This window comes from Bacillus sp. FJAT-42315 (genome assembly GCF_002797375.1).
In the GTDB taxonomy this organism is placed as follows: domain Bacteria; phylum Bacillota; class Bacilli; order Bacillales; family Domibacillaceae; genus Bacillus_CE.
The window spans coordinates 157,645-180,602 of the sequence record NZ_KZ454941.1 but is presented as its reverse complement, the minus strand read 5'-3'; the positions used below and the strand labels follow the sequence as shown (position 1 = coordinate 180,602).

Annotated in this window: 21 protein-coding genes and 1 pseudogene; 12 read left to right on the top strand and 10 right to left on the bottom strand. The window is 39.3% G+C overall.

The annotated features are described in order from the left end of the window. Positions 1-8: 8 nt before the first annotated feature. Entirely contained in the window at positions 9-719 is a 711-nt protein-coding gene (locus tag CEF22_RS00900; RefSeq protein WP_100401359.1) for a GntR family transcriptional regulator, read from the bottom strand. Positions 720-902: 183 nt separating this feature from the next. Further along, complete coding sequence (locus CEF22_RS00895) at positions 903-1,535, bottom strand: class I SAM-dependent methyltransferase (RefSeq protein WP_100401358.1); 633 nt, start codon at positions 1,533-1,535, stop codon at positions 903-905. A gap of 281 nt (positions 1,536-1,816) precedes the next feature. On the opposite strand from CEF22_RS00895, the gene CEF22_RS00890 reads away from it, so the two are divergent. The 6 genes from CEF22_RS00890 to CEF22_RS00865 all read left to right on the top strand — a co-directional run bounded on the left by CEF22_RS00890 (position 1,817) and on the right by CEF22_RS00865 (position 8,769). Next, entirely contained in the window at positions 1,817-2,836 is a 1,020-nt protein-coding gene (locus tag CEF22_RS00890) for a LacI family DNA-binding transcriptional regulator (protein ID WP_100401357.1), read from the top strand. Positions 2,837-2,863: 27 nt separating this feature from the next. Then, complete coding sequence (locus CEF22_RS00885) at positions 2,864-4,270, top strand: extracellular solute-binding protein (RefSeq protein WP_100401356.1); 1,407 nt, start codon at positions 2,864-2,866, stop codon at positions 4,268-4,270. A gap of 230 nt (positions 4,271-4,500) precedes the next feature. Continuing rightward, the gene (locus CEF22_RS00880) at positions 4,501-5,373 is read left to right on the top strand and encodes an ABC transporter permease subunit (protein ID WP_100401355.1); all 873 of its coding nucleotides are present in this window, start codon (positions 4,501-4,503) and stop codon (positions 5,371-5,373) included. A gap of 4 nt (positions 5,374-5,377) precedes the next feature. Beyond that, positions 5,378-6,247, top strand: coding sequence for a carbohydrate ABC transporter permease (locus CEF22_RS00875; RefSeq protein WP_100401354.1), 870 nt, complete (start codon positions 5,378-5,380; stop codon positions 6,245-6,247). Positions 6,248-6,266: 19 nt separating this feature from the next. Further along, on the top strand, positions 6,267-7,544 hold the full coding sequence (locus CEF22_RS00870; protein WP_100401353.1) for a CehA/McbA family metallohydrolase: 1,278 nt from the start codon (positions 6,267-6,269) through the stop codon (positions 7,542-7,544). A 4-nt stretch (positions 7,545-7,548) separates the two neighbouring features. Continuing rightward, the gene (locus tag CEF22_RS00865; protein ID WP_100401352.1) at positions 7,549-8,769 is read left to right on the top strand and encodes an MFS transporter; all 1,221 of its coding nucleotides are present in this window, start codon (positions 7,549-7,551) and stop codon (positions 8,767-8,769) included. A 124-nt stretch (positions 8,770-8,893) separates the two neighbouring features. Here CEF22_RS00865 and CEF22_RS00860 read toward each other — a convergent pair whose 3' ends face one another. Genes CEF22_RS00860 through CEF22_RS00850 form a run of 3 tightly spaced genes read right to left on the bottom strand, consistent with a single transcriptional unit; the run spans position 8,894 to position 13,740 of the window. Then, the gene (locus CEF22_RS00860; RefSeq protein ID WP_100401351.1) at positions 8,894-9,133 is read right to left on the bottom strand and encodes a hypothetical protein; all 240 of its coding nucleotides are present in this window, start codon (positions 9,131-9,133) and stop codon (positions 8,894-8,896) included. Between the two features lie 26 nt (positions 9,134-9,159). Further along, on the bottom strand, positions 9,160-9,423 hold the full coding sequence (locus CEF22_RS00855; protein ID WP_100401350.1) for a hypothetical protein: 264 nt from the start codon (positions 9,421-9,423) through the stop codon (positions 9,160-9,162). Between the two features lie 48 nt (positions 9,424-9,471). Then, positions 9,472-13,740, bottom strand: coding sequence for a cation-translocating P-type ATPase (locus CEF22_RS00850; RefSeq protein WP_100401349.1), 4,269 nt, complete (start codon positions 13,738-13,740; stop codon positions 9,472-9,474). 151 nt (positions 13,741-13,891) lie between these two features. On the opposite strand from CEF22_RS00850, the gene CEF22_RS00845 reads away from it, so the two are divergent. After that, positions 13,892-14,338 (top strand): hypothetical protein, encoded by a 447-nt coding sequence (locus tag CEF22_RS00845; protein ID WP_100401348.1) that lies wholly within the window; start codon positions 13,892-13,894, stop codon positions 14,336-14,338. 36 nt (positions 14,339-14,374) lie between these two features. Here CEF22_RS00845 and CEF22_RS00840 read toward each other — a convergent pair whose 3' ends face one another. The 3 genes from CEF22_RS00840 to CEF22_RS00830 all read right to left on the bottom strand — a co-directional run bounded on the left by CEF22_RS00840 (position 14,375) and on the right by CEF22_RS00830 (position 16,925). After that, a complete protein-coding gene (locus CEF22_RS00840; RefSeq protein ID WP_100401347.1) occupies positions 14,375-14,725 on the bottom strand; it encodes a hypothetical protein in 351 nt (116 codons plus the stop codon). Positions 14,726-14,831: 106 nt separating this feature from the next. Further along, positions 14,832-16,115 (bottom strand): sensor domain-containing diguanylate cyclase, encoded by a 1,284-nt coding sequence (locus CEF22_RS00835; protein ID WP_100401346.1) that lies wholly within the window; start codon positions 16,113-16,115, stop codon positions 14,832-14,834. Between the two features lie 222 nt (positions 16,116-16,337). Then, positions 16,338-16,925 carry an NAD(P)H-dependent oxidoreductase gene (locus CEF22_RS00830; RefSeq protein ID WP_100401345.1) on the bottom strand — a complete coding sequence of 196 codons (588 nt, stop codon included), beginning with the start codon at positions 16,923-16,925 and terminating at the stop codon, positions 16,338-16,340. Positions 16,926-17,047: 122 nt separating this feature from the next. On the opposite strand from CEF22_RS00830, the gene CEF22_RS00825 reads away from it, so the two are divergent. Next, positions 17,048-17,476, top strand: coding sequence for a MarR family winged helix-turn-helix transcriptional regulator (locus CEF22_RS00825; RefSeq protein ID WP_100401344.1), 429 nt, complete (start codon positions 17,048-17,050; stop codon positions 17,474-17,476). A 50-nt stretch (positions 17,477-17,526) separates the two neighbouring features. Here the strand turns inward: CEF22_RS00825 and msrB are convergent, their stop codons facing one another. Both msrB and msrA read right to left on the bottom strand, forming a co-directional pair. Continuing rightward, positions 17,527-17,976, bottom strand: coding sequence for a peptide-methionine (R)-S-oxide reductase MsrB (gene msrB, locus CEF22_RS18775; protein WP_232726160.1), 450 nt, complete (start codon positions 17,974-17,976; stop codon positions 17,527-17,529). Then, positions 17,962-18,483, bottom strand: a pseudogene (msrA, locus tag CEF22_RS18770) (peptide-methionine (S)-S-oxide reductase MsrA); the annotation flags it as partial. The pseudogene msrA and the gene msrB, both read right to left, overlap by 15 nt. Before the next feature lie 195 nt (positions 18,484-18,678). Between msrA and CEF22_RS00815 the strand changes: the two are divergent. From CEF22_RS00815 to CEF22_RS00800, 4 genes are all read left to right on the top strand, one after another. After that, the gene (locus tag CEF22_RS00815; RefSeq protein WP_100401342.1) at positions 18,679-20,028 is read left to right on the top strand and encodes a cytochrome ubiquinol oxidase subunit I; all 1,350 of its coding nucleotides are present in this window, start codon (positions 18,679-18,681) and stop codon (positions 20,026-20,028) included. Between the two features lie 21 nt (positions 20,029-20,049). Continuing rightward, positions 20,050-21,090, top strand: coding sequence for a cytochrome d ubiquinol oxidase subunit II (locus CEF22_RS00810; protein ID WP_100401341.1), 1,041 nt, complete (start codon positions 20,050-20,052; stop codon positions 21,088-21,090). A gap of 85 nt (positions 21,091-21,175) precedes the next feature. After that, positions 21,176-21,871, top strand: a complete 696-nt coding sequence (locus CEF22_RS00805) for a response regulator transcription factor (RefSeq protein ID WP_100401340.1) — start codon at positions 21,176-21,178, stop codon at positions 21,869-21,871. Further along, positions 21,864-22,868 carry a sensor histidine kinase gene (locus CEF22_RS00800; protein WP_100401339.1) on the top strand — a complete coding sequence of 335 codons (1,005 nt, stop codon included), beginning with the start codon at positions 21,864-21,866 and terminating at the stop codon, positions 22,866-22,868. The genes CEF22_RS00805 and CEF22_RS00800 overlap by 8 nt, the downstream gene beginning before the upstream one ends. Positions 22,869-22,958: the final 90 nt, after the last annotated feature.

The following is a 22,958-nucleotide window of genomic DNA, read 5'->3' as shown; positions in this document are numbered from 1 at the left end:
TTTTTGGATTATTTTTGTCTTTGAATAAAAAACTTAATCGTATCATTGCGCATAAAATCATATGAAAGTAACACTGGCTCTCCTTCAATCGTGTAATGCGATTGAACAAACTTCAATACGGGTACATCCATTTGAGAAAATACTTGGGGTAATAGCTCTTTAGATGAAAGAGCTTGAACTTCAGCTAATGCCTCAGTAATTTCAATCCCATAGATCGTTTCTAAAAAGCGGGACAACGAACCTTGATGATAATATTCTTTGAAACTTTCTCCTACGAGTTTAAAAGGGAGCAGGTTTTTTGAAAAAACAACGGGTTGGTCTTTGGCTGTTCGAACCCTTTCAATTATGTAAACCTGTTCATGCTCTTCTAGCTTTAATAGCTCTCTTTCAATCGTCGAGGGTTGATCTATATAGATTTTTGTATTCATATCTCCTTCAACAAGGCCTGCATTTTGAATCATTTCTGTAATACTACTTAATTTATTCAAAGGATTGACCATTGAAATCGGATCTTTCCTCACATAATAGCCAGACCCCTGAATGCTATAAATTTTCCCTCTAGCGATTAATTGATTTAAAGCCTTCCTAATCGTTTCTCGACTAACACCGAAAAGTTTAGCCAATTCAATTTCTTTTGGTAACCGATTCACTTGACGAGTTTCATCTAAAAATTGGTCTTCAATCTTTCTGCTAACCTCTAAATATTTGACTTTGCTCACGTCCCCCCTCCTCTCGAAAAAAATTATAGCGAGCCAATGTAAAGTAGGTATTAATCATTTTACTGAATACTTTTATAAATTTGTAAATTGGTCTAGACTAATTTAAATGTGTCTAGATTAATTTTCTTTTGTTGGATGATTATCCGTTTTTTACAACTAAAAAAGAGCATTTCCCTTATGTCATCAAAGGGAAACGCTCTTCTTTTTATATTCTTCACATCGAAAAACTAAAAATCGTTCATTCTCGTCTTTCTCATACATCCCCGGTACCTTCACTTCTTTCAATAGTTCGAACGGCGCCTTCTCTTCAAGAAAATGAATATACTCGATTGTCGGGTAATACAGAATAATATCAACAGACCGTTTATTCTGCTCCACCGAAATCAAAATATTTTTAACGACCTTCATAAAAATCTGAATCGAAAACGGGTTAAAAAAGTAAAATCGATTGTCTATTGGCTCCACTCTATACTTCTCAGCTGGACCACACACAAAGCGAAGGGTGCTCTTTTTTGAACCGCTCTTCTTCATATAACTCACCTTGTTATGCAACGCTTCTTCATATAACTGCTTATTCACTTCAATCCCTGTCACCGACAATTGAAAATGGTGGTGAACATAAAACGGTAACCGACCTTTTCCGCAGCCAAAATCCACAACACCATCTGTACTGTTCAACTCATACGAACGAAACAGTTCATCTAATGCCGCATACGGTGTCGCTTCATAACGATTATAATGAACCAATTGCAACGGGAATTCCTGTAGTCCGATGGTGTCAATTCCTAGAAAGCGATCAAACTCTTGTTCATTCATGTAATCTCTCCATTTAAAACTTCCTATCACACTAAGTTATTATCTTCCCTCTATTATACAACACTCCCACCCGAAGGAAGTCCTATATATCTTATTTGCGCACTCTCAGATCAAAGAAAAAATGGTTTTATCCTACAGTTTTGTAAAACCGGTTTAATAAAAATACTAAGATAAAAAGGCTAATTAACAAACATTACGAGCATTTTTACAATTAATTAATAATTATCCAACTTAAAATTAATAAAACCGGTTTAATATTCTTTTTGAAGGGAGGTGAACAAATGGTAACGATTAAAGATGTGGCTGAACTGGCTGGAGTTTCCAAAGGTACTGTATCCAATGTTTTTAGTCAAAAAAGGCCGATTAGCAAAGAAGTGAAAGAGAAAGTACTAGCAGCTGCGAGACAATTAAATTACAAGCCGAATTATTTAGCTAGAAGTTTAGCTGTCCAGCAAACTAAAATTATTGGTTTAAACATGCCGATGGAGAGCACCAAATTTAGTCCTTTCCATCTTTCTTTGTTAAATGGTGTACTAAATGAATGTTCTCATAGAGGATACAGGGTATTAGTCAACCGATTAGCAAATGAGGCCTTTGAAACAACAGAATTTCTTCCATCTGATCCGATTGACGGAGAGATTATTCTCGATCCATCTGAAAATGACCCCCGAATCAATGACAGAATAAATCAAAAAATGCCATTTATCCTCATCGGAAAACCATCGAAGAAATTTGAAACAGCCATATCATATGTAGATAACGATAATATTCATATTGCTTCACAAGTAACGGAATATTTACTTTCTTTAGGACATAAACACATCTTATTTCTAAATGCACCTAAAGAAAGAACAGTCAGTCAAGAAAGATATTTAGGTTACAAAAGCGCCTTAATTAAAAAAGGAATTATCCCTCAAGAACAACTAATACAGTATAAAACAAACGACCTACACTCTTTTGATTTTGCTTATGAAAAGACAATGATGCTATTAGAGCAGACAAAAGAAATAACAGCGATCATTACCGACTCTAATCATATGGCAATGGGCGTTTATCAAGCCGCACAAGATAAAGGACTACATATTCCAGATGATTTATCTGTTATTTCTTTCAGTAACGACATCAATTATGTTAATCATTTCAATCCCCCTTTAAGTTGTGTCAACTTAAACGCCGAATTGCTGGGAAAAGAAGCGGCAAAATTGTTGTTAGATCAAATTGCTAACCGAGATGAAGTCACAACACGTGTCATGATTTCTGCAAAATTCATGGAACAAGGTTCATGTAAGTCTATTATTTAATAACTACCTAAATAGGAGGAGAGTCTGTTGTTCGCAAAAAGAAAGTCGAGATTCCATATCGTAATGACGATGTTATGTACGTTCGTACTTTTACTAAGTGCCTGTTCAACAAGTGAAGAATCGGGTGATACCACTGAAGCAAATGAAAATAAGAAAATTCGTATTTTAGCTAACGTCATTGGTGGTAAAGACGAGGCAGAGCAAAAGTTATTTATCGAGGAAATTGAAAAACAAACTGGATTACAAGTAGAAATGGTTAAACCTCCTGCTAACTATGATCAAAAATTGTTAACTTCTATTTCTTCAGGAGAACAATATGATCTCATTTATTTAACGAAAAACTTAATGGATATTTTAGAACAGCAAGGTGCGCTTACGGAATTAAACGATATCGTTGACAATTCCGCCATTTTATCAGACAAAAATGTAATTCCAGACAGCGAGTGGGAAACAATCACATACAAAGAAGGAAAAATTTATGGTGTGTTCAACAAAATGGAAGGCGGAACAATGCCGATTGTTAGACAAGACTGGATGGACAAGCTTGGATTACAACAACCACACACATTAGACGAATTTTATACTGTATTAAAAGCTTTTAAAGAACAAGATCCAGATGGCAATGGCAAAGCAGATACGTATGGACTTTCTACAGCAGGCTTATATGATATTCAGCCATTTATGAGTGCAGCAGGCGTGAAATATAAGTATGTGATCGAAAATGAAAAACGTACAATTCCATACGCTACAGAAGCAGCTGTTCCTGTTTATGAATGGTTAGCCACTCTTTATAAAGAAGAAATTCTTGACCCGAACTTTGTCACGAACGATACAGCAAAAATGCGTGAACTATTTTTAACGGATCGCGTCGGTATGGTCACGTATTGGGATGCATGGGTTGGATTATTCAATAACATCCGCCAAAATGAAGATCCATCTACTGCCTTCAAAGCTGTTGGTACAACTGGTGCAAAAGGGCCGAACGGTTATATGCTTCATCGTGGAGACCCAAGCCTTTTTGCGATTCCAGCCAATGCACAAAACGTGGACGGTGCTGTGGAATTTCTTGAATTCTGGCACTCTGAAGAAGGAAATCTTTTAAGTACATTAGGTATTGAAGGTCATGATTATAAAGTAACAGACGATAAATATGAACTAACAGCTACAGGAAAAGAACACGGCATGGACCATGGGGTAATTACACCGAACAATTCGAATTTCGAAAACCCAATTGGTTTACTTCCAGGAGTAGAAGACGCGAGAAAAGTCATTATGGATAATAACTCGACGCTTGAACTTGCAACAGACAAATGGCCTGATGCCGAGAAAATCGTAACAAATTATGCTTTCAAAGCGATTATGGGCGAAATGCCAGCAAAAGAAGCAGTTGCACAAATGAACAAAGAATTAAAAGCTGCTAATCTAATTGACTAATAAAAAACTAGCACCTATTAGCCCTCTACAATGACGAACCACTAACGGAATGGACACCCACAGTGGAACAAACTTGTAATAACAGGGACTAGGTACTAGTCAGGCACGGCTGTTATTTCTTAACAACCACGAAATTAAGTATATCGTATTTCAGTTTTTTAACAAGAGTAAAGGGGAGAGAGCCTGCTGCTCTTTCCCCTTTTTAAAATTTTATTGAGGAGAGCTACTAAGTGAAACTCATTCAAAAACATTTTAGTCTTTATCTTATGTTTTTGCCGATCTTTCTTTACTTTTGTGTATTCAGCTTCTATCCCTTAATTCGTGGATTTATTATGAGCTTGCAAGAGTTTAGAGTAATCGGTGACCGTCCATTTATTGGATTAGAAAATTATAAAACCGTTCTCGCTGACCCGATGTTTTGGCAAACATTTAAAAATACCATCATCATCGGTGGAGGCGTGTTACTTGTCGGATTTATTGCTCCGATTATTGTCGCTGTTTTGTTAAACGAAGTATTAAACATGGTATTTAAACGATTTGTTCAGACCGTTATTTATCTCCCCCATTTATTTTCTTGGGTCGTAGTCGGAGGGATTTGGATCTTCATGCTTTCACCTGACGGAGGTCTCGTAAACTCCTTCTTAACAGCAATAGGAAAAGAACGAGTGCACTTTCTTGCTGATTTAGACTACGTAAGGGATATTATGGTTCTTTCTGCTACATGGAAAGACATGGGGTATAACTGCATTATTTATTTAGCAGCCATTGTGGCTATTAATCCTACATTATATGAAGCAGCTCGTATTGATGGAGCGAAACGCTGGCATGAGATTCGGTACATCACGATTCCTCAGCTCATTCCAACAATGAAAATCGTATTACTTTTGAATTTAATGGGTATTTTGCGGATTTTCGATCAAATTTTCATTATGCGTAATCCAGCTACAGCCAATAAAGTAGATGTTCTTATGGTTTACATTTATGAAAAAGGAATCTTAGGTTTTCAAATGGGCGTTGCTGCGGCAGCTTCCTTTATCATTATTTTAATTACGTTACTATTAGTTTTAATTACAAGAAAAGTTACCAAATATGACATGGAGTGAGAAAATGGCTCGCAAGAAAATTAAGGATACTTGGCAATCAAACCTATCCCGCTTTTTCATTTATTTGTTTTTCATTTTATTAGTGCTGACGATGATCATTCCGATATGGTACACATTCATTGTTTCCATTAGCTCTAACCTTACTTCAATGAATGTAGGTATCAAATTATGGCCAAGTGAGATTAGCTTCGAAGGCTATAAGACGATTTGGTCCAAAATGGAGCTTTGGCGACCGTTTATTAACAATGTGATCGTCACTGTCATCGGGACTATTCTTCACGTATTCTTAGCTGCAATGGCTGGATATGTGCTCATTCAACGCACTTTACCTGGGAAGAAACTCATCATCACCTTTATTATGATGACAATGATCGTTCCTCAAGAGGCGATCATGATCCCACTATATATCGTAAATAAAGAATTAGGTTTATTAAATACATTGTCTTCTCTAGTGTTATCTGGATTAGTTTCCGGGTTTTCAATTTTACTTATGCGTAATTTCTTTCTATCTGTGCCGTACAGTATTGCAGAATCGGCACGAATGGACGGGGCAGGAGATTTCACGATCTTCTCAAGACTCTATTTACCAGTAGCAAAACCCGGAATTGCAACTGTATTCTTGTTTGAATTCGTAAGTAGATGGAATCACTTTACATCTGCCCTGTTGTATATAAACGATACAAAAAACTACACGCTTCAACTAGCACTACAATCACTTGTTATCGGATCAGATTCGACTTCAACAAGTACATTCTTTACACCGAACGTTCGAATGGCCGGAATCATGATTGCTTTAATCCCATTATTAATCATTTATCCATTTGTCCAAAAGTACTTTGTTAAAGGTATCTCGTTAGGTTCAACTAAAGAATAAGCAGAAAGGATAACGAAAAATGGAAAAATTATTAACACTTTCACGTTTCATTGCGAAAGAGGAAGAACGAACTTATATTGAAGTTCCTTTTCATATGGAGGAAAACACCTCTCGCTTTCTCGTCAAATATGAAGTCGTTAGTCAAGGAGAACAAAGTTGTGTCATCGATTTAGGTGTGAAAGACCCTAGACGAGTAAGAGGCTGGAGCGGCGGTGCTCGCAAGGAATTTTATATCGACCTTCATCATGCCACACCGGGATATGTTGCAGGCGAATTCCCAAAAGGAGAGTGGGCTGTTCTCTTGGGAGCTTACCATGTCGCCGAAGAAGGATGTATTGTCAATATCACCATTTCTTTTGAAAAACAAACACCTTTCAAAAAACAGTGGTTAAAAGGCGATTTACATATTCATAGTGTCCACAGTGATGGTGTCTTTACCGTTGAAGAAAACGCCCAAATAGCTAAAGGAAGCGGACTCGATTTCTTAGGTTCAATGGATCATAATACGATCAGTCAAAATTTTGAAGCAGAGCGTATCGACCAAGTACTGTTTATCCCGGGTATGGAACTGACAACTTATAACGGCCACTGTAATCTTTTTGGAGCAAATGAACCTATCACAGATTTTCGAGCAACAACATTAGAAGAGATCAATGAGAGATTGAAAGAAGCAAGAGAAAATGGATGCAAGATTTCTATTAATCATCCGTTTGATGAATACTGTCCTTGGGAATACGGATTTGATGTCGACTTTGATTGGGTTGAAGTGTGGAACGGCCCTTGGAGAGAGTCTAACGAACGAGCTGTTTACTGGTGGCACAATCAACTTGTTCTAGGTAAGAGATTAACAGCTGTCGGAGGAAGCGACACCCATCGACCAGACCCTTATGTCAAGCTAGGAGCTCCAACCACCCATGTATACGCGTCCAAACCAAAAGAAAGTATATTAGAAGCAATAGAAAAAGGGCATGTTTATTTATCATTTGCTCCACAAGGACCAGAAATTGATTTAACATGCGGACAAGCGATGGTTGGAGATGTCGCTTCGACAAATACAGAGCTTTCTTTAATCGTAAAGGGTGTTGAAACAGGAGATGTTGTCAAGATCATCTCCAATAAGGGAAATGAACAGGGGTTTCAAATTCAACAAGAAACAGAGACATTCAAACATTGTTGGCAACACGAAGAAGAGCGAACATTTTACCGAGTAGAAGTATGGAGAGAGTTCCCTGTCGTAAATAAAAAATTAATGGCAGCTATGAGCAATCCGATATACTTTAACGTAGAGATGGAGTAATCAGTTGGAAACAATCGGTATGGAACAAAAGAATCCGGCTACTTACTTGCCGAAATCTACTAAAGTTTTTCTACTTATTTTATGTTTAAGCGGTATTGCTACTAGTTTGTCTACTATTTTTATCAATGTTTTTTTGTATAAAGTGTCTCTCGATATTTACAATGTTGCTTTATTTAACTTTCTAACCTATTTAGTATGGGCACCTGCGTTTTTATTGGCGGGAGTATTGAGCAAAAAAATAGAAAGAAAGTTTTCTATCATTATTGGTAGTGTATTTAAACTACTTTTTTACTTATGGATTGTCACTCTTGGGGAAGATGCGGCTAATCATGTGGCTGGGTTAGCGATTCTTTTTGGCATCGGATCGGGCTTCTATTGGCTTTCTGTCAATACGCTAACCGTTGACTATACAAATGATCGAAACCGCGACTGGTTTAATTCCATTAATGGGATCTTTGCTTCCGTTTCTCAAATGGTAGGCCCATTTATAGCCGGTTGGATTATTGAGCTTCTCCCTGGCTTTATCGGGTATAAAATGATCTTCGGTGTTTCTGTATTCTTTTTCTCTATAGCGATGCTGTTCACCTTCTTCTTACCGAATATAGGGAAACAAAATACCTTTCAGTGGAAATCGATCAAGAAGATTCATAAAGATAAGGAATGGCGTTATTTAGCCTATATTTTTATGTGCTTAGCTTTTCGCGATGGCGTCATCTCTTTTGTCATTTCATTATGGGTATATGTCGTCACGACAAGTGAAGGTTTACTCGGAAACTTTGCTTTGATGACAACGACCCTATCGATTATTACTTACTATCTTATCGGTCGTTATAGTAAAAAGGAACAAAAGTGGAAGCTTATTTTATGGGGAAATGCTCTATTGAGCTTATCCATCTTAGTACTCGTTATTGAAGTCAACTTTGTCACTTTGCTTATCTATGGAATTGCTTCTGGTATTTGCATCCCGATGTTTACCGTCCCTTTCAATACATTATCATTGAATTCCATTTCCAAGTTTGATCAAAAAGGGAATCTTCGTATTGAGATGGTCGTATCTAGAGAGATGGCATTAAGCGTGGGTAGAATTACAAGTGTGGGCTGCTTAGCACTCATTTATGCTACCAGTCAAAATCCAGACGAGATCATCCCATGGTTTCTTACATTCCTCACAATCGTCGGAAGTTCATGCATCATCTTTCTCCGTCAATACAAGCATACATTGTAAAAAACTAGTTAAGCGCCAGAACATGATCTCATTTAAAGATGAGCTGTCTGGCGCTTTACAATTTATTCAAATAAACTTAAAAAAACTCTCCGTACCTTGCTCCAAGCTGCTTGCAACTACGCTCTTACCCGAACTTTCGCAACTTCGGAAAAGAGATTAAGCCCAATAAGTTGATGTTGCTTTCTTTTCCCTTCGAACGAACTTTGCCAAAGAAAGTTCCGAGAAAGTCTTCCCATATTTTTGCTAATGTTTTCTTAGCTTGAGGATTGTTAACAATGGCAGCCGTTGTAGACTGCAAGGCATGGTCTAAGTGTAGCAGGGCCTGTCGTAAATGACTAATTACTTCCTCATTTTGCTCTTGCATGAAGGTCAACTCCTTTGAATAAAAATTTAAGAGAAGAGGCTTTGTTCCGAATCCTCTACTTCGTACGCATAGCCATCTATACACACATCTCGCTCAAGATGCTTTTGCATTCGGTCAAACTTCACTTCCGCTACAATATCTTCTAGTTCTTCCTTGGCTGAAACAACGAAGTATTTCATCTGTTTAGAGAAATCATACATCATCGGGCGAAGTGTTTTTCTTGCCACTGGAATGATCGCTGTGCTTGCAATAATGAGCGCAGAGCCCACGATGACACGTTGCACTAACATGTTCAAGCCCTCCTTTTATTATATTATTTTTTCCAATTATGGTGTTGCTTATACAGCTAAAGCGAGCGTTTCTTCTTCACGTTCTCTTTGCACCCATTTGATCATCGGTCTCGCTAAAGTAGCTGAGCTTGCTGCGACAGCAATGACGGCCGCCCACCTGATCGGAGAAATAGCTACTGTATTGAAGATTCCTTGCAATGGAGGAATGTAAATACATGCTAACAGCGATAACCATGAAATGCCTAAAGCGCCTACTAAGAAGCGATCTTTTGACCACTCGTTCATTTTTTCATCTTCGGATCCTAGCTGTCTCCAAGAGAATGTTTGAATGAGTTGTCCGGCTACTAATGTCGCAAAGGCTGTTGTTTGTGCAACGGCTAATGGCGCACCTAATGCTAAGCTTCCAGCAAATAAAGCAAGTGAGCCTAACCCTAACATAACACCTCGAGTAATGACTTGTTGATATAAACTCTTATCGACAATGCCTTGACGTTTAGTGATTTTTTTCTTATTTCCTGGGTTCACAGCTAACACCATCGCTGGCAGAGCATCCGTTAATAAATTCATTAGTAAAATTTGAACTGGAACGATCGGAAGTGGTAAGCCAACCACTACAGCTGTCGCCGTGACCATAATTTCGGCCAGATTTCCACATAACAAACATCCTAGTGCTTTTCGAATATTGCCGATGATCGTGCGACCTTCTTTCACTCCATCAACAATCGAACTAAAGTGATCTTTCTTGAGCACCATATCCGCTGTCTCTTTCGTTACCTGCGTACCTGTTTTCCCCATAGCAATCCCGATATTGGCTTTTTTAATTGCAGGAGAATCATTGACTCCATCACCAGTCATAGCTACGATATGTCCATTGTTTTGCAACAGGGAAACAATCCGTAATTTATGTTCCGGGGTGACTCTGGCGTACACTTTAATATCGTTAATCCTCTCAGTCAACACCTCATCTGATAACTGATCGATCTCTTGTCCTGTCATTACGTGATCATCTGGTCCACAAATACCGATTTGCTTGGCAATAGCCCTCGCTGTTTGTGGATGATCACCGGTAATCATGACCGGTTTAATGCCTAATTGCACCGCTTCTTTAATACTTGTCTCTACATCTTCTTTCGGCGGATCGATCATGCCGACCATTCCGACGTAAATTAATTCCTTTTCAAATCCATCTTCACATTGCTCATCGGGCTCATTGTTTAATGGAGCATAAGCAAATCCAAGCACTCGCAAAGCTTCATTCGCAAATTGTTCATTTTGCTTGTAGATTTTCTTTTTCACTGTTTCTGTTAGCTTCAGCTTCTTGCCATTCTTTTGATAATGAGTGCAGCGCTCTAACACATTTTCAATGGAACCCTTCGTTAAGACATAACAATCTGTATGCTTTTCGGTCTCTTTACAAACAACACTCATCATTTTTCTGCCAGAGTCAAAAGGAACTTCTCGTACACGTTTCCAATCGGTTAGACCGTCCATCACACTTTTTTGCTTGGCGGCTAACGTCATAACCGCCCCCTCTGTCGGGTCTCCTTTAATGTCCCAGCCGTCTTCTGTTTCGTGAAGACTTGTGTTGTTACATAGCACACCGATGGTTAAAAGTTGCTCCAAGTCATGACAGCAAGTTTCCTCACCAGCTTCATCGACGATTTGCCCCTCTGGAATGTATCCATTCCCTGTGACATCATATGCTTTAGCGACTGTCGCTATCTTTGTCACCGTCATTTCATTCTTGGTGAGTGTTCCCGTTTTATCAGAACAAATCATCGTCGCACGCCCAAGCGTTTCTAAAGCAGACAGCTTGCGAACGACGGCGTTTTTATCGGCCATTCTCATAATTCCAGCCGTTAATGCAATAGTGATCGTTACTGGTAATCCTTCTGGTATCGCGGAAGCAGCGAGAGCAACAGACGTCGTCATAATTTCTGTGAGCGCCATACCTCTAAGAAGACCAACCGCAAACACGACGCCACCTGCTAGCAGTGCCACTTTCATAAATGTTTTACTAATGGAGGTGACTTGCTGCTGTAACGGTGTGACTTCCTCTTTATCATTCGTTAACAATGTAAGCAAATGACCCATCTCGGTGTAATTACCTGTGTTGACGACCATGAGTGTCGCTTTTCCACGCGTCACATGTGTACCCATATACGCCATATTCGTACGATCAGAAAGCGGTCGATCGCCTTCAATTAGCAAGGCATTTTTTTCTACTGGCAGGGATTCACCTGTTAGCGCAGCCTCGTTAATTTCTAAATTCCAGCTTTGTAAAATACGCATATCAGCCGGGACTCTATCACCAGCTTCTAATTCCACGATATCGCCTGGAACGAGATCATCCGCTGACACTTCCTGCACGATTCCATCTCTAATAACCCGGCAATTAGGCGGCACGAATTCGCTTAATGATTCTACCGTTTGCTCGGCTTTTCTTTCTTGAACAGTTCCGATTCCTGCATTCAGCAGCAAAATCGATCCCATAATCATGCCGTCAAATAAATGACCAGTAAATAAACTAATTAAGGCGGTCGAGCCTAAAATAATTGTCGTTAATTCTTTAAATTGTCCTAAATACGCACGTAACCAATGCGGCTTTGGTTTGCCGCTCATTCGATTTCTTCCATACGCTGATTGAGCCGCTTTCACTTGTTCAGCCGTTAACCCCTTCCAGCGGTCAGTACCGTAATGATCGTACAATTCAGCCGCCTGTAAACGATACCAGGAAGCCTGTTCTTGTATGTCGTGTTTACTATTTTTCATCACTGCTTTCGGCTTGGCCATTTTTCTTTCCGTCCACGTCTTCGTCCTTGACATAAAGGTTAGACAGAGGGAATCCGCGATCAAATTAATAATCGGAGCAAACAAGAATAATCGGCTGGCCATAAATGTGCCGAGTACGTTCCACACTTTTGTCACTTTCACATTTTGATTGACTATGTTATCGAGCTGCTTGGCATGGTCATACGTCTGTGCTACTGCCTTCAATTCATTCATTTTGATCGATGGATAAAAAGAAACAATATTGTTATTTGTCGTAGAAATACGATCCGTAACAAATAGCACTTCCTCTCTTCTTTGAGGAAGCTGCCCATCGGTGATATGACATAACTCTAATCCATACGTCGCTCGTAACGCTTCTTGCCATTCCGATAATGGAAGCTGACGTCTATTATTTAAATAGCGAATCGTCGTTCCTTGAGGTAGCTTTTCAAATAAAGCCTCACATTCCGGTCGTAAACGAGACTGATCCATTAACAAAGAAGCGTCATCAAATACGACCGCTTTCATTTGCGATAATTGATACATCGATCCGTTGAACGGGATTTTTTGATTATTTTCTTTCGCGATATGATTCGCTTGTTTCCAAGCATATTCGGTCGGTTGAAGAGCGGGACGCGGATTTGCTGCCAACAAGACAGCAAGTACTGATAGTGGATTGCGAGTCAAAAAGAAACTCGTTCCAGCGGCAGCAAAGCCAAACTTACTCATTTTCCGACTGTATGTTTCAATTTCCGGTGAAATGTATGGCTGGTCAAACAGTTCTTCATCTACACTCTTTTGTCTTTTCCAATTTAAATATTGCAATAAGCTAATACCAGCTAAGACAACAAGGTTCTCACGGATCAAAGCGAGAGCTAAAGAACTCGCTCCTAGTACAAGATCCATATTGAACTTCTTCTCTTGATTCAACTGTCGTAGTCCTCTACGAATAAATGGATAACCTGAACAAACAGCAACGAACCCACTTAAATAAAATGGGACAGGATGCCTTGCAAGCCCTGAAGATCCTTTCCATGCTTGCTTCACTCCTAATATCCCTAAGCCTGCTATTGAAAGCGATAAAGAGAATGGTACCTTTTCCTCACTAGCCTTCACAGTGGATACAGTTTGTAATCTTTCCGGTATTTGGTAGCTACCTTCTTGGCTATGGCTGGAGAAATAAGTGGGTTGCGCTTCACAAGTGGCCGCTACCTCTTGATATGGAGTGCTCGCTTCCGCTATTTCTTGCTCAAGTGCATGATGATATTCTTCTTTTTCCCCTTGATGGATTTTTTTAAAGAGGGCTTCTTCAAATTTCGTTATATAGAGACTGAGAACATCTAAAGATACGTCATCCATACTGTATGTGATTAATACATTCCCTGTATGAATGTTGGCATCCACTAGATCGACCCCATCGATCGTCGAAAAGATTTTCTCAAATTTCTCTTTCACCATTTCATTATGCTTTAACCCATAAAGCTCAAATCTCAGCCTCCCGGGCAACACACGAAATGATCTTTCTTTCCATGATGAAACCTCCATTGATTAGCCCCCTCTCTATAGAAAAAATTTGATAACAGGTATTTTAAACAATGGCTGCTCCTTTTATACATTGTTCAAATTGTATGGATTTCGATTATTTTTATAATTACTGGCAATAATAAAGGGAAAATGACAAATCGAGGTGACGAATGTGTTCAAAAGATTATTTTCGGTCAGTAATCCCATTACATGGATTTCAGCCGCTGCACTTATTTTAGCGGTCTCGCCTGAAGCTAGAAGAGGAACAAGGAAGGTATTAGTGAAAGGAACGGGGGCGGTCTTATCATTAACTGATTCTGTCAAAACATTAGCTTTAGGGTCTAGAGAACAATTGGGGAAGTTTCTTGAGGAAGCGAAAGTTGAAAAAGAACAGATGAACATTCCGGAGATAATTGAAACGGGCGGAGAAAGAATGAGACAAGGCTTGCAAGAAGCAATGGAAAAGTCGAAGCAAACTTTTGAGAGAACGAAAGAAACGATGGGCAACGCCTTTGAACAAACAACGGATGCTACTAACCTTGACACGAGTGCTTATAATGTCGTCAATGATGATGTCGTCAAGGCGAAATTAGATGAAATCGAACAGCAATTTCATTAAAAAACAGCGTGCAGTTAGCCGGCACGCTGTTCTTTTTTAACCAACTCGTTCCATTCCTTCTAACAGCAAGGGGTGGTTACCTAATAAAGCGGGATTATGGAAAACTATCTGTCCCGCTTGTCTACCGACATAAGAGCCGATGCGATCGCCAATCATCCCTCCAACTACCATCCCAAAAATGCTTCCAACGCCAGGAAGCAAGGAAGACCCTACCGCACCTCCATACTCAATGCCGGCTATAATGCCAACTGTACCAGTAATGTTTTGCGTTGTACATACGGCATAGTCTTTTCTGCTTAAATGACCTTGATTAAACGCTCGTGTATCTTGTATTTGTGATAACGTTCCTGATAATACTCCACCTATAATGCTTGTACGATGAAACAATAATAGATCCCCCTTTAAATGACTTATCTAGAAATACATTGATAATAATGTGAGCATTTAAAGAGAGAAATATACATGATCTAAACCTCAATAGGTATATACTAAATTATTGATGAACGACTCGACTTCGTCCGCTCCTTTTCGCCTCGTATAATGCTTGATCAGCCTTATCCAATAAACTTTGATGACCTGAGATTGACTCGTGCATATCCTCCATAGTTGAAGCGCCAATGCTGACCGTCACATATTTACTAACATGAGAAGTAGGATGAGAGAGCTGTAAATCCTTCACTTTTTGACATAAACGTCCTGCTAGTAAAAGCGCTTCCACCTTGCTCGTATGGGGAAGAAGCACACAAAACTCCTCTCCACCTACTCTACACACGGAATCAAACTTTCTTACATTTCGACGTAAACTATTAGCAACGGCTTTTAACGCTTCATCTCCTTGCTGATGACCATATGTATCGTTATATTGTTTGAAATAATCAATATCGATCATCAATAATGACAACGGAGCATTACATGTACGTAGTTTTTCATATTCCTCACTAAATTTCTTATTAAAGAAACGACGATTAAACAGGCCTGTCAGCTCATCAACGTAAATTTTATTTGTAAGAATCTGTTTCTCTATTTCTAATTCTTTCAATTTCAGCTGATGCATCGTCACATCGCGGGAAATACAAATAATTTCTTCTACTCCGTCATCAATCGATAATAGTTTTTGGGCTTTCGTTTCAAACCAAATATACTCTCCATTCTTGCGACGGATTCGATAGGAGAAAGTTTGAATTTCATTCTTCGATTGTATCAACGAATGGCTCGATGCAATCTGTCCAATATCATCAGGGTGAAAAAAATCGTAGGCTAATTTCCCTATCATCTCCTCAGGCTGATACCCTAACATATGATAGCAAATAGGTGAAACGTACGTATATACGCCATCTAATGAATGGACAGAAATAAAATCAGTCGAGTAATCTGTAATCATTCGATAACGCTGCTCGCTTTTTCGTAATTTCAATTCCGATAATTTACTCTCTGTCATATCGACACAAGAAATGACGACGCCACTTTCCTGCTCTCCAGATAATAGGAAAGGTGTGACTCTAAGGAGAAACCATTTCATCTCATGACCTAAATGACAAGGATACTCAAAAACAAAAGCCGATTGCTCTCCCTTCATCACTTGTCTAATCCCATGTGTTACTTCCTTTGGACATACGTGAAGGTAATTGGCTCCAATCCCAATGATAGATAAGTCTCCACCATTAGCTAAACAATGATCGACCCATGAAGCATTATTAGCAATAATATACCCCTCGTGATCCAAAATGGCTGTCGCATCTAGCAGTGAATCTAATAAAGATTGAGACCAATTTCTCATATGCCCCTCCTCCACTAACGCCTATACCCTTTATATGGTTATTTATTCGTTTTTTATTACTAGTTTAATAATAAAATATTGTTTGATTTTGTCAAAAAGAAAGTGCAAGAAAAAACCAACTTATTTACTATAAAAGATGTAAATCTGTCAAAAGGGTATTGAACTCAGTAAAAAAGGGTGTGTCTAGAAAGTCTGTAAAAACTGACTTTCTAGACACACCCTTTATTTGTCAACTGTCTTGAAATAACGATAGATTCTATCTAATTTTTCCCCCTGTTTTCCTTTTGGACTTTCCATATGACCAAATTCGAAAAATTTCACCTTTTTAATTCCTACAAAATTAAATACCGCTTTTTTCATTAAGGCTTTATGAGCGTTGTTCAATAAAAGCAATGGATAATTCGTAGGTCCTTTCATGGTAGAAATACACACGACTGATTTCCCTTTTAAGAGTCCCTCTGGCAATAGTTTTCCTTCTTCTCTATAAGCAAAATTTGACGAAAATATTTGATCGATATACCCCATCAACATCGCCGGTGGCCTTCCCCACCAGATAGGATAGACAAAGACGATCTTATCGGCCCACATGATTTGTTTTCTATACTTTTCAAAGTTAGGATCACTATGCATATCGCGTCTTCGTTTATTTTCGTTGAATACAAGCAGTGGATCAAAGACCTCTTCGTATAAATCTAATAATTGTAATTCCTTTATATTCTGGTTCTCACGACTTCCTTTGATCACTTCCTGCAAAAAAGCATAACTTAAACTTTGATGATTCGGATGTGTGTAAATAACCAATACTTTCATTTATCGCACCCCTTTTATTTATCAAATGATAACTAAAAGATAACACCCTTCTATATTAGTTGTCAAATGATAATTGTTTTTCGATAACATCTTTGTTACCTTTTCAATAAGAGGTGAGCATTTTGAACAAAGAGGATTTATTTAATAAATTTGTGACCTTTTCATCTTCCTTTCATCGTGTAACGCATGAATTAACGAAAGAGGCTAGATCTAATGCCATCACGCCCGTTCAATATAGTATTTTGGAGTACATCGCTGTTAGCAAGTCCGTTACTCCTAGTGACATTAGTGATTGTCAGCATATGTCTATGCCGAATACAAGCCGAGAGCTTAAAAAATTAACTGAAAAAAATTTAATCGAAAGAATCGCCGATACTGAAGATCGCAGAAAGCACTATATTCGTCTGTCCAAAGACGGTGAACTAATGATGAAAGAAGCTTTTCAATATATAGAAGCTAAGTTCCTTAATCGAATAAAAGATGCTTCTAGAGACGATATGGAAGAAATTGAACAGGCACTCGACCTTCTGCAAAGAAAGCTATTTTATTAAGACATAACAAAACACACTTCCAGATCGCTTGATCGGAAGTGTGTTCTACTTTATTCAAATAAACTCAAAAACTCTCCATAGCCTTCTTCAATAAGCTTACCTTTTGGCACAAATCGCAAGGCTGCTGAATTGATACAATAGCGAGCACCATCTGGACCAGGGCCGTCATCGAACACATGGCCAAGATGGGCATCGGATGTTTTCGTTCGAACCTCAATTCGTCTCATGCCGTGGGAAGTGTCTAATTTCTCAGCAATTTCCATGTGGCGCAACGGCTTTGTAAAGCTCGGCCAGCCACAGCCAGCGTCGTATTTATCGAGCGAGCTAAAGAGCGGCTCGCCAGAAATGATGTCTACATAAATGCCCTCTTCTGTATGATTCCAAAATTCATTGTGAAACGGCGGTTCTGTCGCATTATTTCTTGTGACTTCATATTGAAGCGGCGTTAATTCCTTCCGTAGCTGCTCATCGCTTTTTACTTTTTTCCAATGCTCGCGAATGAACGGCGCTCGACCAGAACCTTCTTTATACATATTGTAATGGAATGCGTTCTTTTTATAGTAGCCTTGATGCTTTTCTTCAGCTTGATAAAACGGGCTTGCTGGCAAAATTTCCGTCACGATCGGTTTTTGAAAGCGACCACTAGCGGCTAGTTCCACTTTAGAGGCTTCTGCTAGCTGCTTTTGCTCCTCATTATGATAAAAAATCGCCGTTCGATACGATAATCCGCGGTCATTAAATTGACCACCTGCATCGGTTGGATCAATTTGTTGCCAAAACAGCTCCAATAATTTTTCATATGAGAATACATTCGGATCAAACGTAATTTGGACCGCTTCATAATGTCCTGTAGTATCAGAACATACCTCTTCATACGTCGGATTGACTGTGTGACCTCCTGTATATCCAGAAATCACTTCTTTAATTCCCGGCTGCTCATCAAACGGGGCAACCATACACCAAAAACAGCCCCCTGCAAATGTCGCCAATTGTAATGATTCAGACATCACGCTTCCTCCCCTTTACATCGATTATTACGAAAATCACTAGTTTTAGTATAACAATGATTGCTTCCATAATAAATTTTGAGCACTTTGACGATGTGCGAACACTAACGACCTTTCACGTTCTTCATACATATCCTTTCCGACATTGGAAAAGATATGACGGATGAGGAAAAAGAGGAAAGGACGTAATAGGTTATGGATGATTTATTTATTGCCCGTTCCTTATTTGGAACGACGATGGCCTTCCATATTATTTTTGCTACGATTGGGGTCGGATTGCCATTAATGATTTTAGTAGCGGAATTGCTATATCAAAAAACGAAGGATTTAGATTATGTTGTCATGGCGAAGCGCTGGACGAAAACATTTGCGGTGTTATTAGGGGTCGGGATTCCAACTGGAACGATTGCCGGCGTGCAATTATCGCTTTTATGGCCTGGCTTCATGGAAGTGATTGGCCGCGTTATGCCCCTTCCATTTCAAATCGAAATTTATGCTTTTTTTGTCGAAGCGTTATTTATGTCTATTTATGTGTATGCCGCTGAACGAATCGCTCCGTGGATGAGAATCGTTAGCTTAATCTTCGTCGCGTTAGGAGCATTAGCATCTGCTGTCTTGATCACAAATGTTCACGCCTTTCAAGGAACACCCGCCGGTTTCCGTTATGAAAATGGGCAGTTCGTTGACATTGATCCTTGGGCAGCGTTTTTTAACCCTAGCTTCTTTGTCACCGCAGGTCATGTAGCCTTATCCGCTTACGTCGTTGGCGCATTTGTGGTCGCTTCTGTCGCCGCTTATAAAATGATGAAAAATAAACGGGAATCGAAAGTATACCTTTTTCACCAAAAAGCCTTAATGATTAGCCTCGTTGTTGGGGGAATCTTCTCTTTTTTAACAGCAATCAATGGGCATGAATCCGCCCAATATTTACACGAATATCAGCCGGAAAAACTAGCGGCAGCGGAAGGCTTATTCGAAACACAATCTCACGCCCCTTTAGCTATTGGTGGATTCACCGATCGCGAAACCGAAACGGTTAAAGGAGCAATTGAAATTCCGTGGTTGCTTAGCTTTTTATCAGGGAACAGCTTTGATACGGTCGTCGTTGGCTTAAACGATTTCCCAGAAGAATATTGGCCGCCCCTTTTTATCCATACATTATTTAATGCAATGGTCGGTATTGGCTCCCTTCTTATTCTTGTAGCCATTGTCGGGCTCCTCTGGAAAAAAATAAGTAAAAAAGGGCAGTTCCCGAAACCGTTGCTATGGATATTCGTATCGTGTGGACCACTTGCCGTTATTGCGATCGAATGCGGCTGGATTTTCGCTTGTACGGGCAGACAACCTTGGGTGATTTATCGTGTGCTACAAACCGCCGATTCCGTCACATCGGTCCCTAATTTAATGATTCTCTTTATTTTATTCTTGATCGTATATGTCATTTTAAGCATCGCCGTCGTTTCCGTGCTTCGATACTTCTTTAGAAAAAATACGGAATTAGATGATTTGAAAAAAGCAGAAGAAAAATACATAGGAGCTCATTAAAATGGATAGGAGAGAATGTCAATGACTGATGCGTTAATTGCCATTACCGTTCTTTGGGGATTTGTGTTTATTTATTCCGTCATGGCCACGATGGATTTCGGAGCTGGCTTTTGGTCAATGATTTATATTAATCGGGAACAAACGAGGGCCACTAATGTTGCTAACCGCTATTTATCCCCTACATGGGAGGTCACAAATACGTTTATTGTCGCTTTAGTCGTGGCCGTTTATAGCCTGTTTCCTACCGCTGCTTATGTGTTAGGAACGATCCTGCTCATTCCGGGAAGTGCCATTTTGCTGTTGCTTGCACTTAGAAGTAGCTTCCTCGTATTTTCAAATATCGCTACCGAGTACAAAAAGCCACTAACCTATGTGTCAGGGATCACCGGAATCCTCATCCCTGGTTTATTAATTAGTGTGCTACCCATCACTCATGGCGCATTTATTGATTACACGAACGGACTACCTTCGTTAAATTTACAAAAATTATTTACGAGCCCGAATGAATACGCCTTTATCGGCTTTGCAATCAGCAGTACGCTCTTTCTCTCTTCTTTATTACTAGCGGACTACTCGAAAGCTTCTCAAGAGAAAGAGGCGTATGAAACGTATGTACGTGATGCCCGTATTCTTGGACCGATTTCGTTAGCAATGGCCTTTCTCATTATGTGGACGTTAAAAACCGAAGCCCCTTGGCTTTACGACCGAATGATGAATGACCTTCCCCTATTATTTCTTTCGATCGGCTTCTTTTTGATTGGGGGCCTCGGTCTTTTCGTTCCATCGCTTCAAGATAAAAGCGTTCGTGGGATGCCGAGGCTCGCCGTTGTTGCCGTCGCGATTCAATACTTGATCGCTAGCTACGTCTATGGAAAAGCCCATTTGCCTTACATCGTTTATCCGAATGTGACAATTCAATCGGCTTTTACCGATCCAAATTCATTTAGAGCCGTATTTGTCACTTATATCGTTGGATTTGCGATCCTTTTTCCCGGCTTCTTCTACTTTTGGCGTTTATTTATGAATGATAAAAAATATTTACGACAAAAGGCCAGTGAATAAACGCTGGCTTTTTTATTGCTCTTGGCATTCGATAAGATTTTCCTATACAATTTAAGAAATAATTACAAATTGTGTGGTGAATCTGTTGTTTAAATTATTGTTAATTGAAGATGATGCTTCCTTATTTCATGAAATTAAAGATCGTTTATCGCAATGGTCGTATGATGTGTATGGAATTATTGACTTCGCTCAAGTGCTTCAAGAATTTACAGCAATCAAACCGGACTTAGTCATTATCGATATCCAATTGCCGAAATTTGATGGCTTTCATTGGTGTCGACTGATTCGCTCTCATTCTAATGTACCGATTATTTTCTTATCCTCTCGTGATCACCCGACCGATATGGTGATGTCGATGCAGCTTGGGGCTGATGACTTTGTTCAAAAACCGTTTCATTTCGATGTGCTTATCGCCAAAATTCAAGCGATTCTTCGTCGTGTATATAATTACAATACCGAACCGCTTGAGTTAAAAACATGGTGCGGGGCGACCGTCGATTATGAAAAAAATACCGTCACAAATGATGCAGGTTCGATCGAGCTAACGAAAAATGAAATCTTTATTTTAAAGCAGCTCATTGAACAAAAAAACAAAATTGTCAGCCGTGAAGCGTTGATTAATAGTTTATGGGACGACCAGCGCTTTGTTAGCGATAATACATTAACAGTTAACGTCAATCGTTTGCGCAAAAAGCTCGATGAACTTGCTCTAGGAAGCCACATCGTGACAAAGGTCGGTCAAGGGTATATGGCAAAGGAAGAGGACTCATTTCATGATTAAAACATACATACTCGAACGCCTTAGCTGGATCATCCTATTTTTATGTTTACAATTATTAATCGTTCTTGTCGTTTTTATCGATCCATCTATTCCGAGTGAGGCAGGTTTTTATATTGTCTTACTATCAATGCTCATTTTTTCGACCTTTTTGGTCATTCGCTACCATAAAGAAACGAAATTTTATCAAAGCTTGCAAGAACGCAAACATGACCTTGATATCACCAACCTTGCTGTACCAGAAAGTCCTTTTGAACAAATCATCGCTACGAGCATGACGAAGCAAACTACAGCATTGAAGCAGCAAGCGACCGAAAATCGTGTGCTACTTGAGCAGGAAAAGGATGAATTATTAGCTTGGGTGCATGAAGTGAAAACCCCGCTAACAGCGCTGCATTTAATGATTGACCGCCTAGAGGATGACAAATTGAAAGCCGCTATGACGTATGAATGGCTTCGAATTCACCTGTTATTGGATCAGCAGCTCCATCAAAAAAGACTTCCTTTTATGGAAAATGATTTATACATTGAAAAAACGAGTTTAGAAGAAATTATCTTTCAAGAAATAAAGACATTGCGCTCTTGGTGTATGCAAAAGCGGATCGGCTTTGACGTTGATTTAGAAGTAGAAAACGTCTTAAGTGATACAAAATGGCTCGCCTTTATCCTCCGACAACTGCTTACAAATGCGGTCAAATATAGCGAAGCATCCGATATTATCATTAAAAGTTATATCGAGAATGAACAAACGGTCCTTCAAGTGCAAGATTTCGGACGGGGAATTGACTCAAAGGACATCCCACGCCTCTTCGACAAAGGCTTTACGTCCACAACCGAGCATCAAAATAACGCGGCAACGGGCATGGGACTGTATTTAACGAAAAAAATCGCAAAGCCATTATTGATCGACATCACGGTTCAATCCGAACTTGGAGTAGGAACAACGGTTACACTCACCTTCCCTAAACGAAATGACTTCGTTCGTACGATAAGCATGTGACAACAATGTCACATGCTTTCCTTTTTTGTTCGGTCATTCGAAGGAGAAACGTATTTCATCCTTTTATAATAAAGAAGAACATAAGCAAAC

Excerpts from the sequence above, each read along its gene's own strand:
- CEF22_RS00890 (WP_100401357.1), top strand. The coding sequence starts at position 1,817 with ATGGTAACGATTAAAGATGTGGCTGAACTGGCTGGAGTTTCCAAAGGT.
- CEF22_RS00815 (WP_100401342.1), top strand. The coding sequence starts at position 18,679 with ATGGATGATTTATTTATTGCCCGTTCCTTATTTGGAACGACGATGGCC.
- CEF22_RS00855 (WP_100401350.1), bottom strand. The coding sequence starts at position 9,423 with ATGTTAGTGCAACGTGTCATCGTGGGCTCTGCGCTCATTATTGCAAGC.
- CEF22_RS00810 (WP_100401341.1), top strand. The coding sequence starts at position 20,050 with ATGACTGATGCGTTAATTGCCATTACCGTTCTTTGGGGATTTGTGTTT.
- CEF22_RS00895 (WP_100401358.1), bottom strand. The coding sequence starts at position 1,535 with ATGAATGAACAAGAGTTTGATCGCTTTCTAGGAATTGACACCATCGGA.
- CEF22_RS00830 (WP_100401345.1), bottom strand. The coding sequence starts at position 16,925 with ATGAAAGTATTGGTTATTTACACACATCCGAATCATCAAAGTTTAAGT.
- CEF22_RS00875 (WP_100401354.1), top strand. The coding sequence starts at position 5,378 with ATGGCTCGCAAGAAAATTAAGGATACTTGGCAATCAAACCTATCCCGC.
- CEF22_RS00860 (WP_100401351.1), bottom strand. The coding sequence starts at position 9,133 with ATGCAAGAGCAAAATGAGGAAGTAATTAGTCATTTACGACAGGCCCTG.
- CEF22_RS00800 (WP_100401339.1), top strand. The coding sequence starts at position 21,864 with ATGATTAAAACATACATACTCGAACGCCTTAGCTGGATCATCCTATTT.
- CEF22_RS00835 (WP_100401346.1), bottom strand. The coding sequence starts at position 16,115 with ATGAGAAATTGGTCTCAATCTTTATTAGATTCACTGCTAGATGCGACA.
- CEF22_RS00870 (WP_100401353.1), top strand. The coding sequence starts at position 6,267 with ATGGAAAAATTATTAACACTTTCACGTTTCATTGCGAAAGAGGAAGAA.
- CEF22_RS00850 (WP_100401349.1), bottom strand. The coding sequence starts at position 13,740 with ATGGAGGTTTCATCATGGAAAGAAAGATCATTTCGTGTGTTGCCCGGG.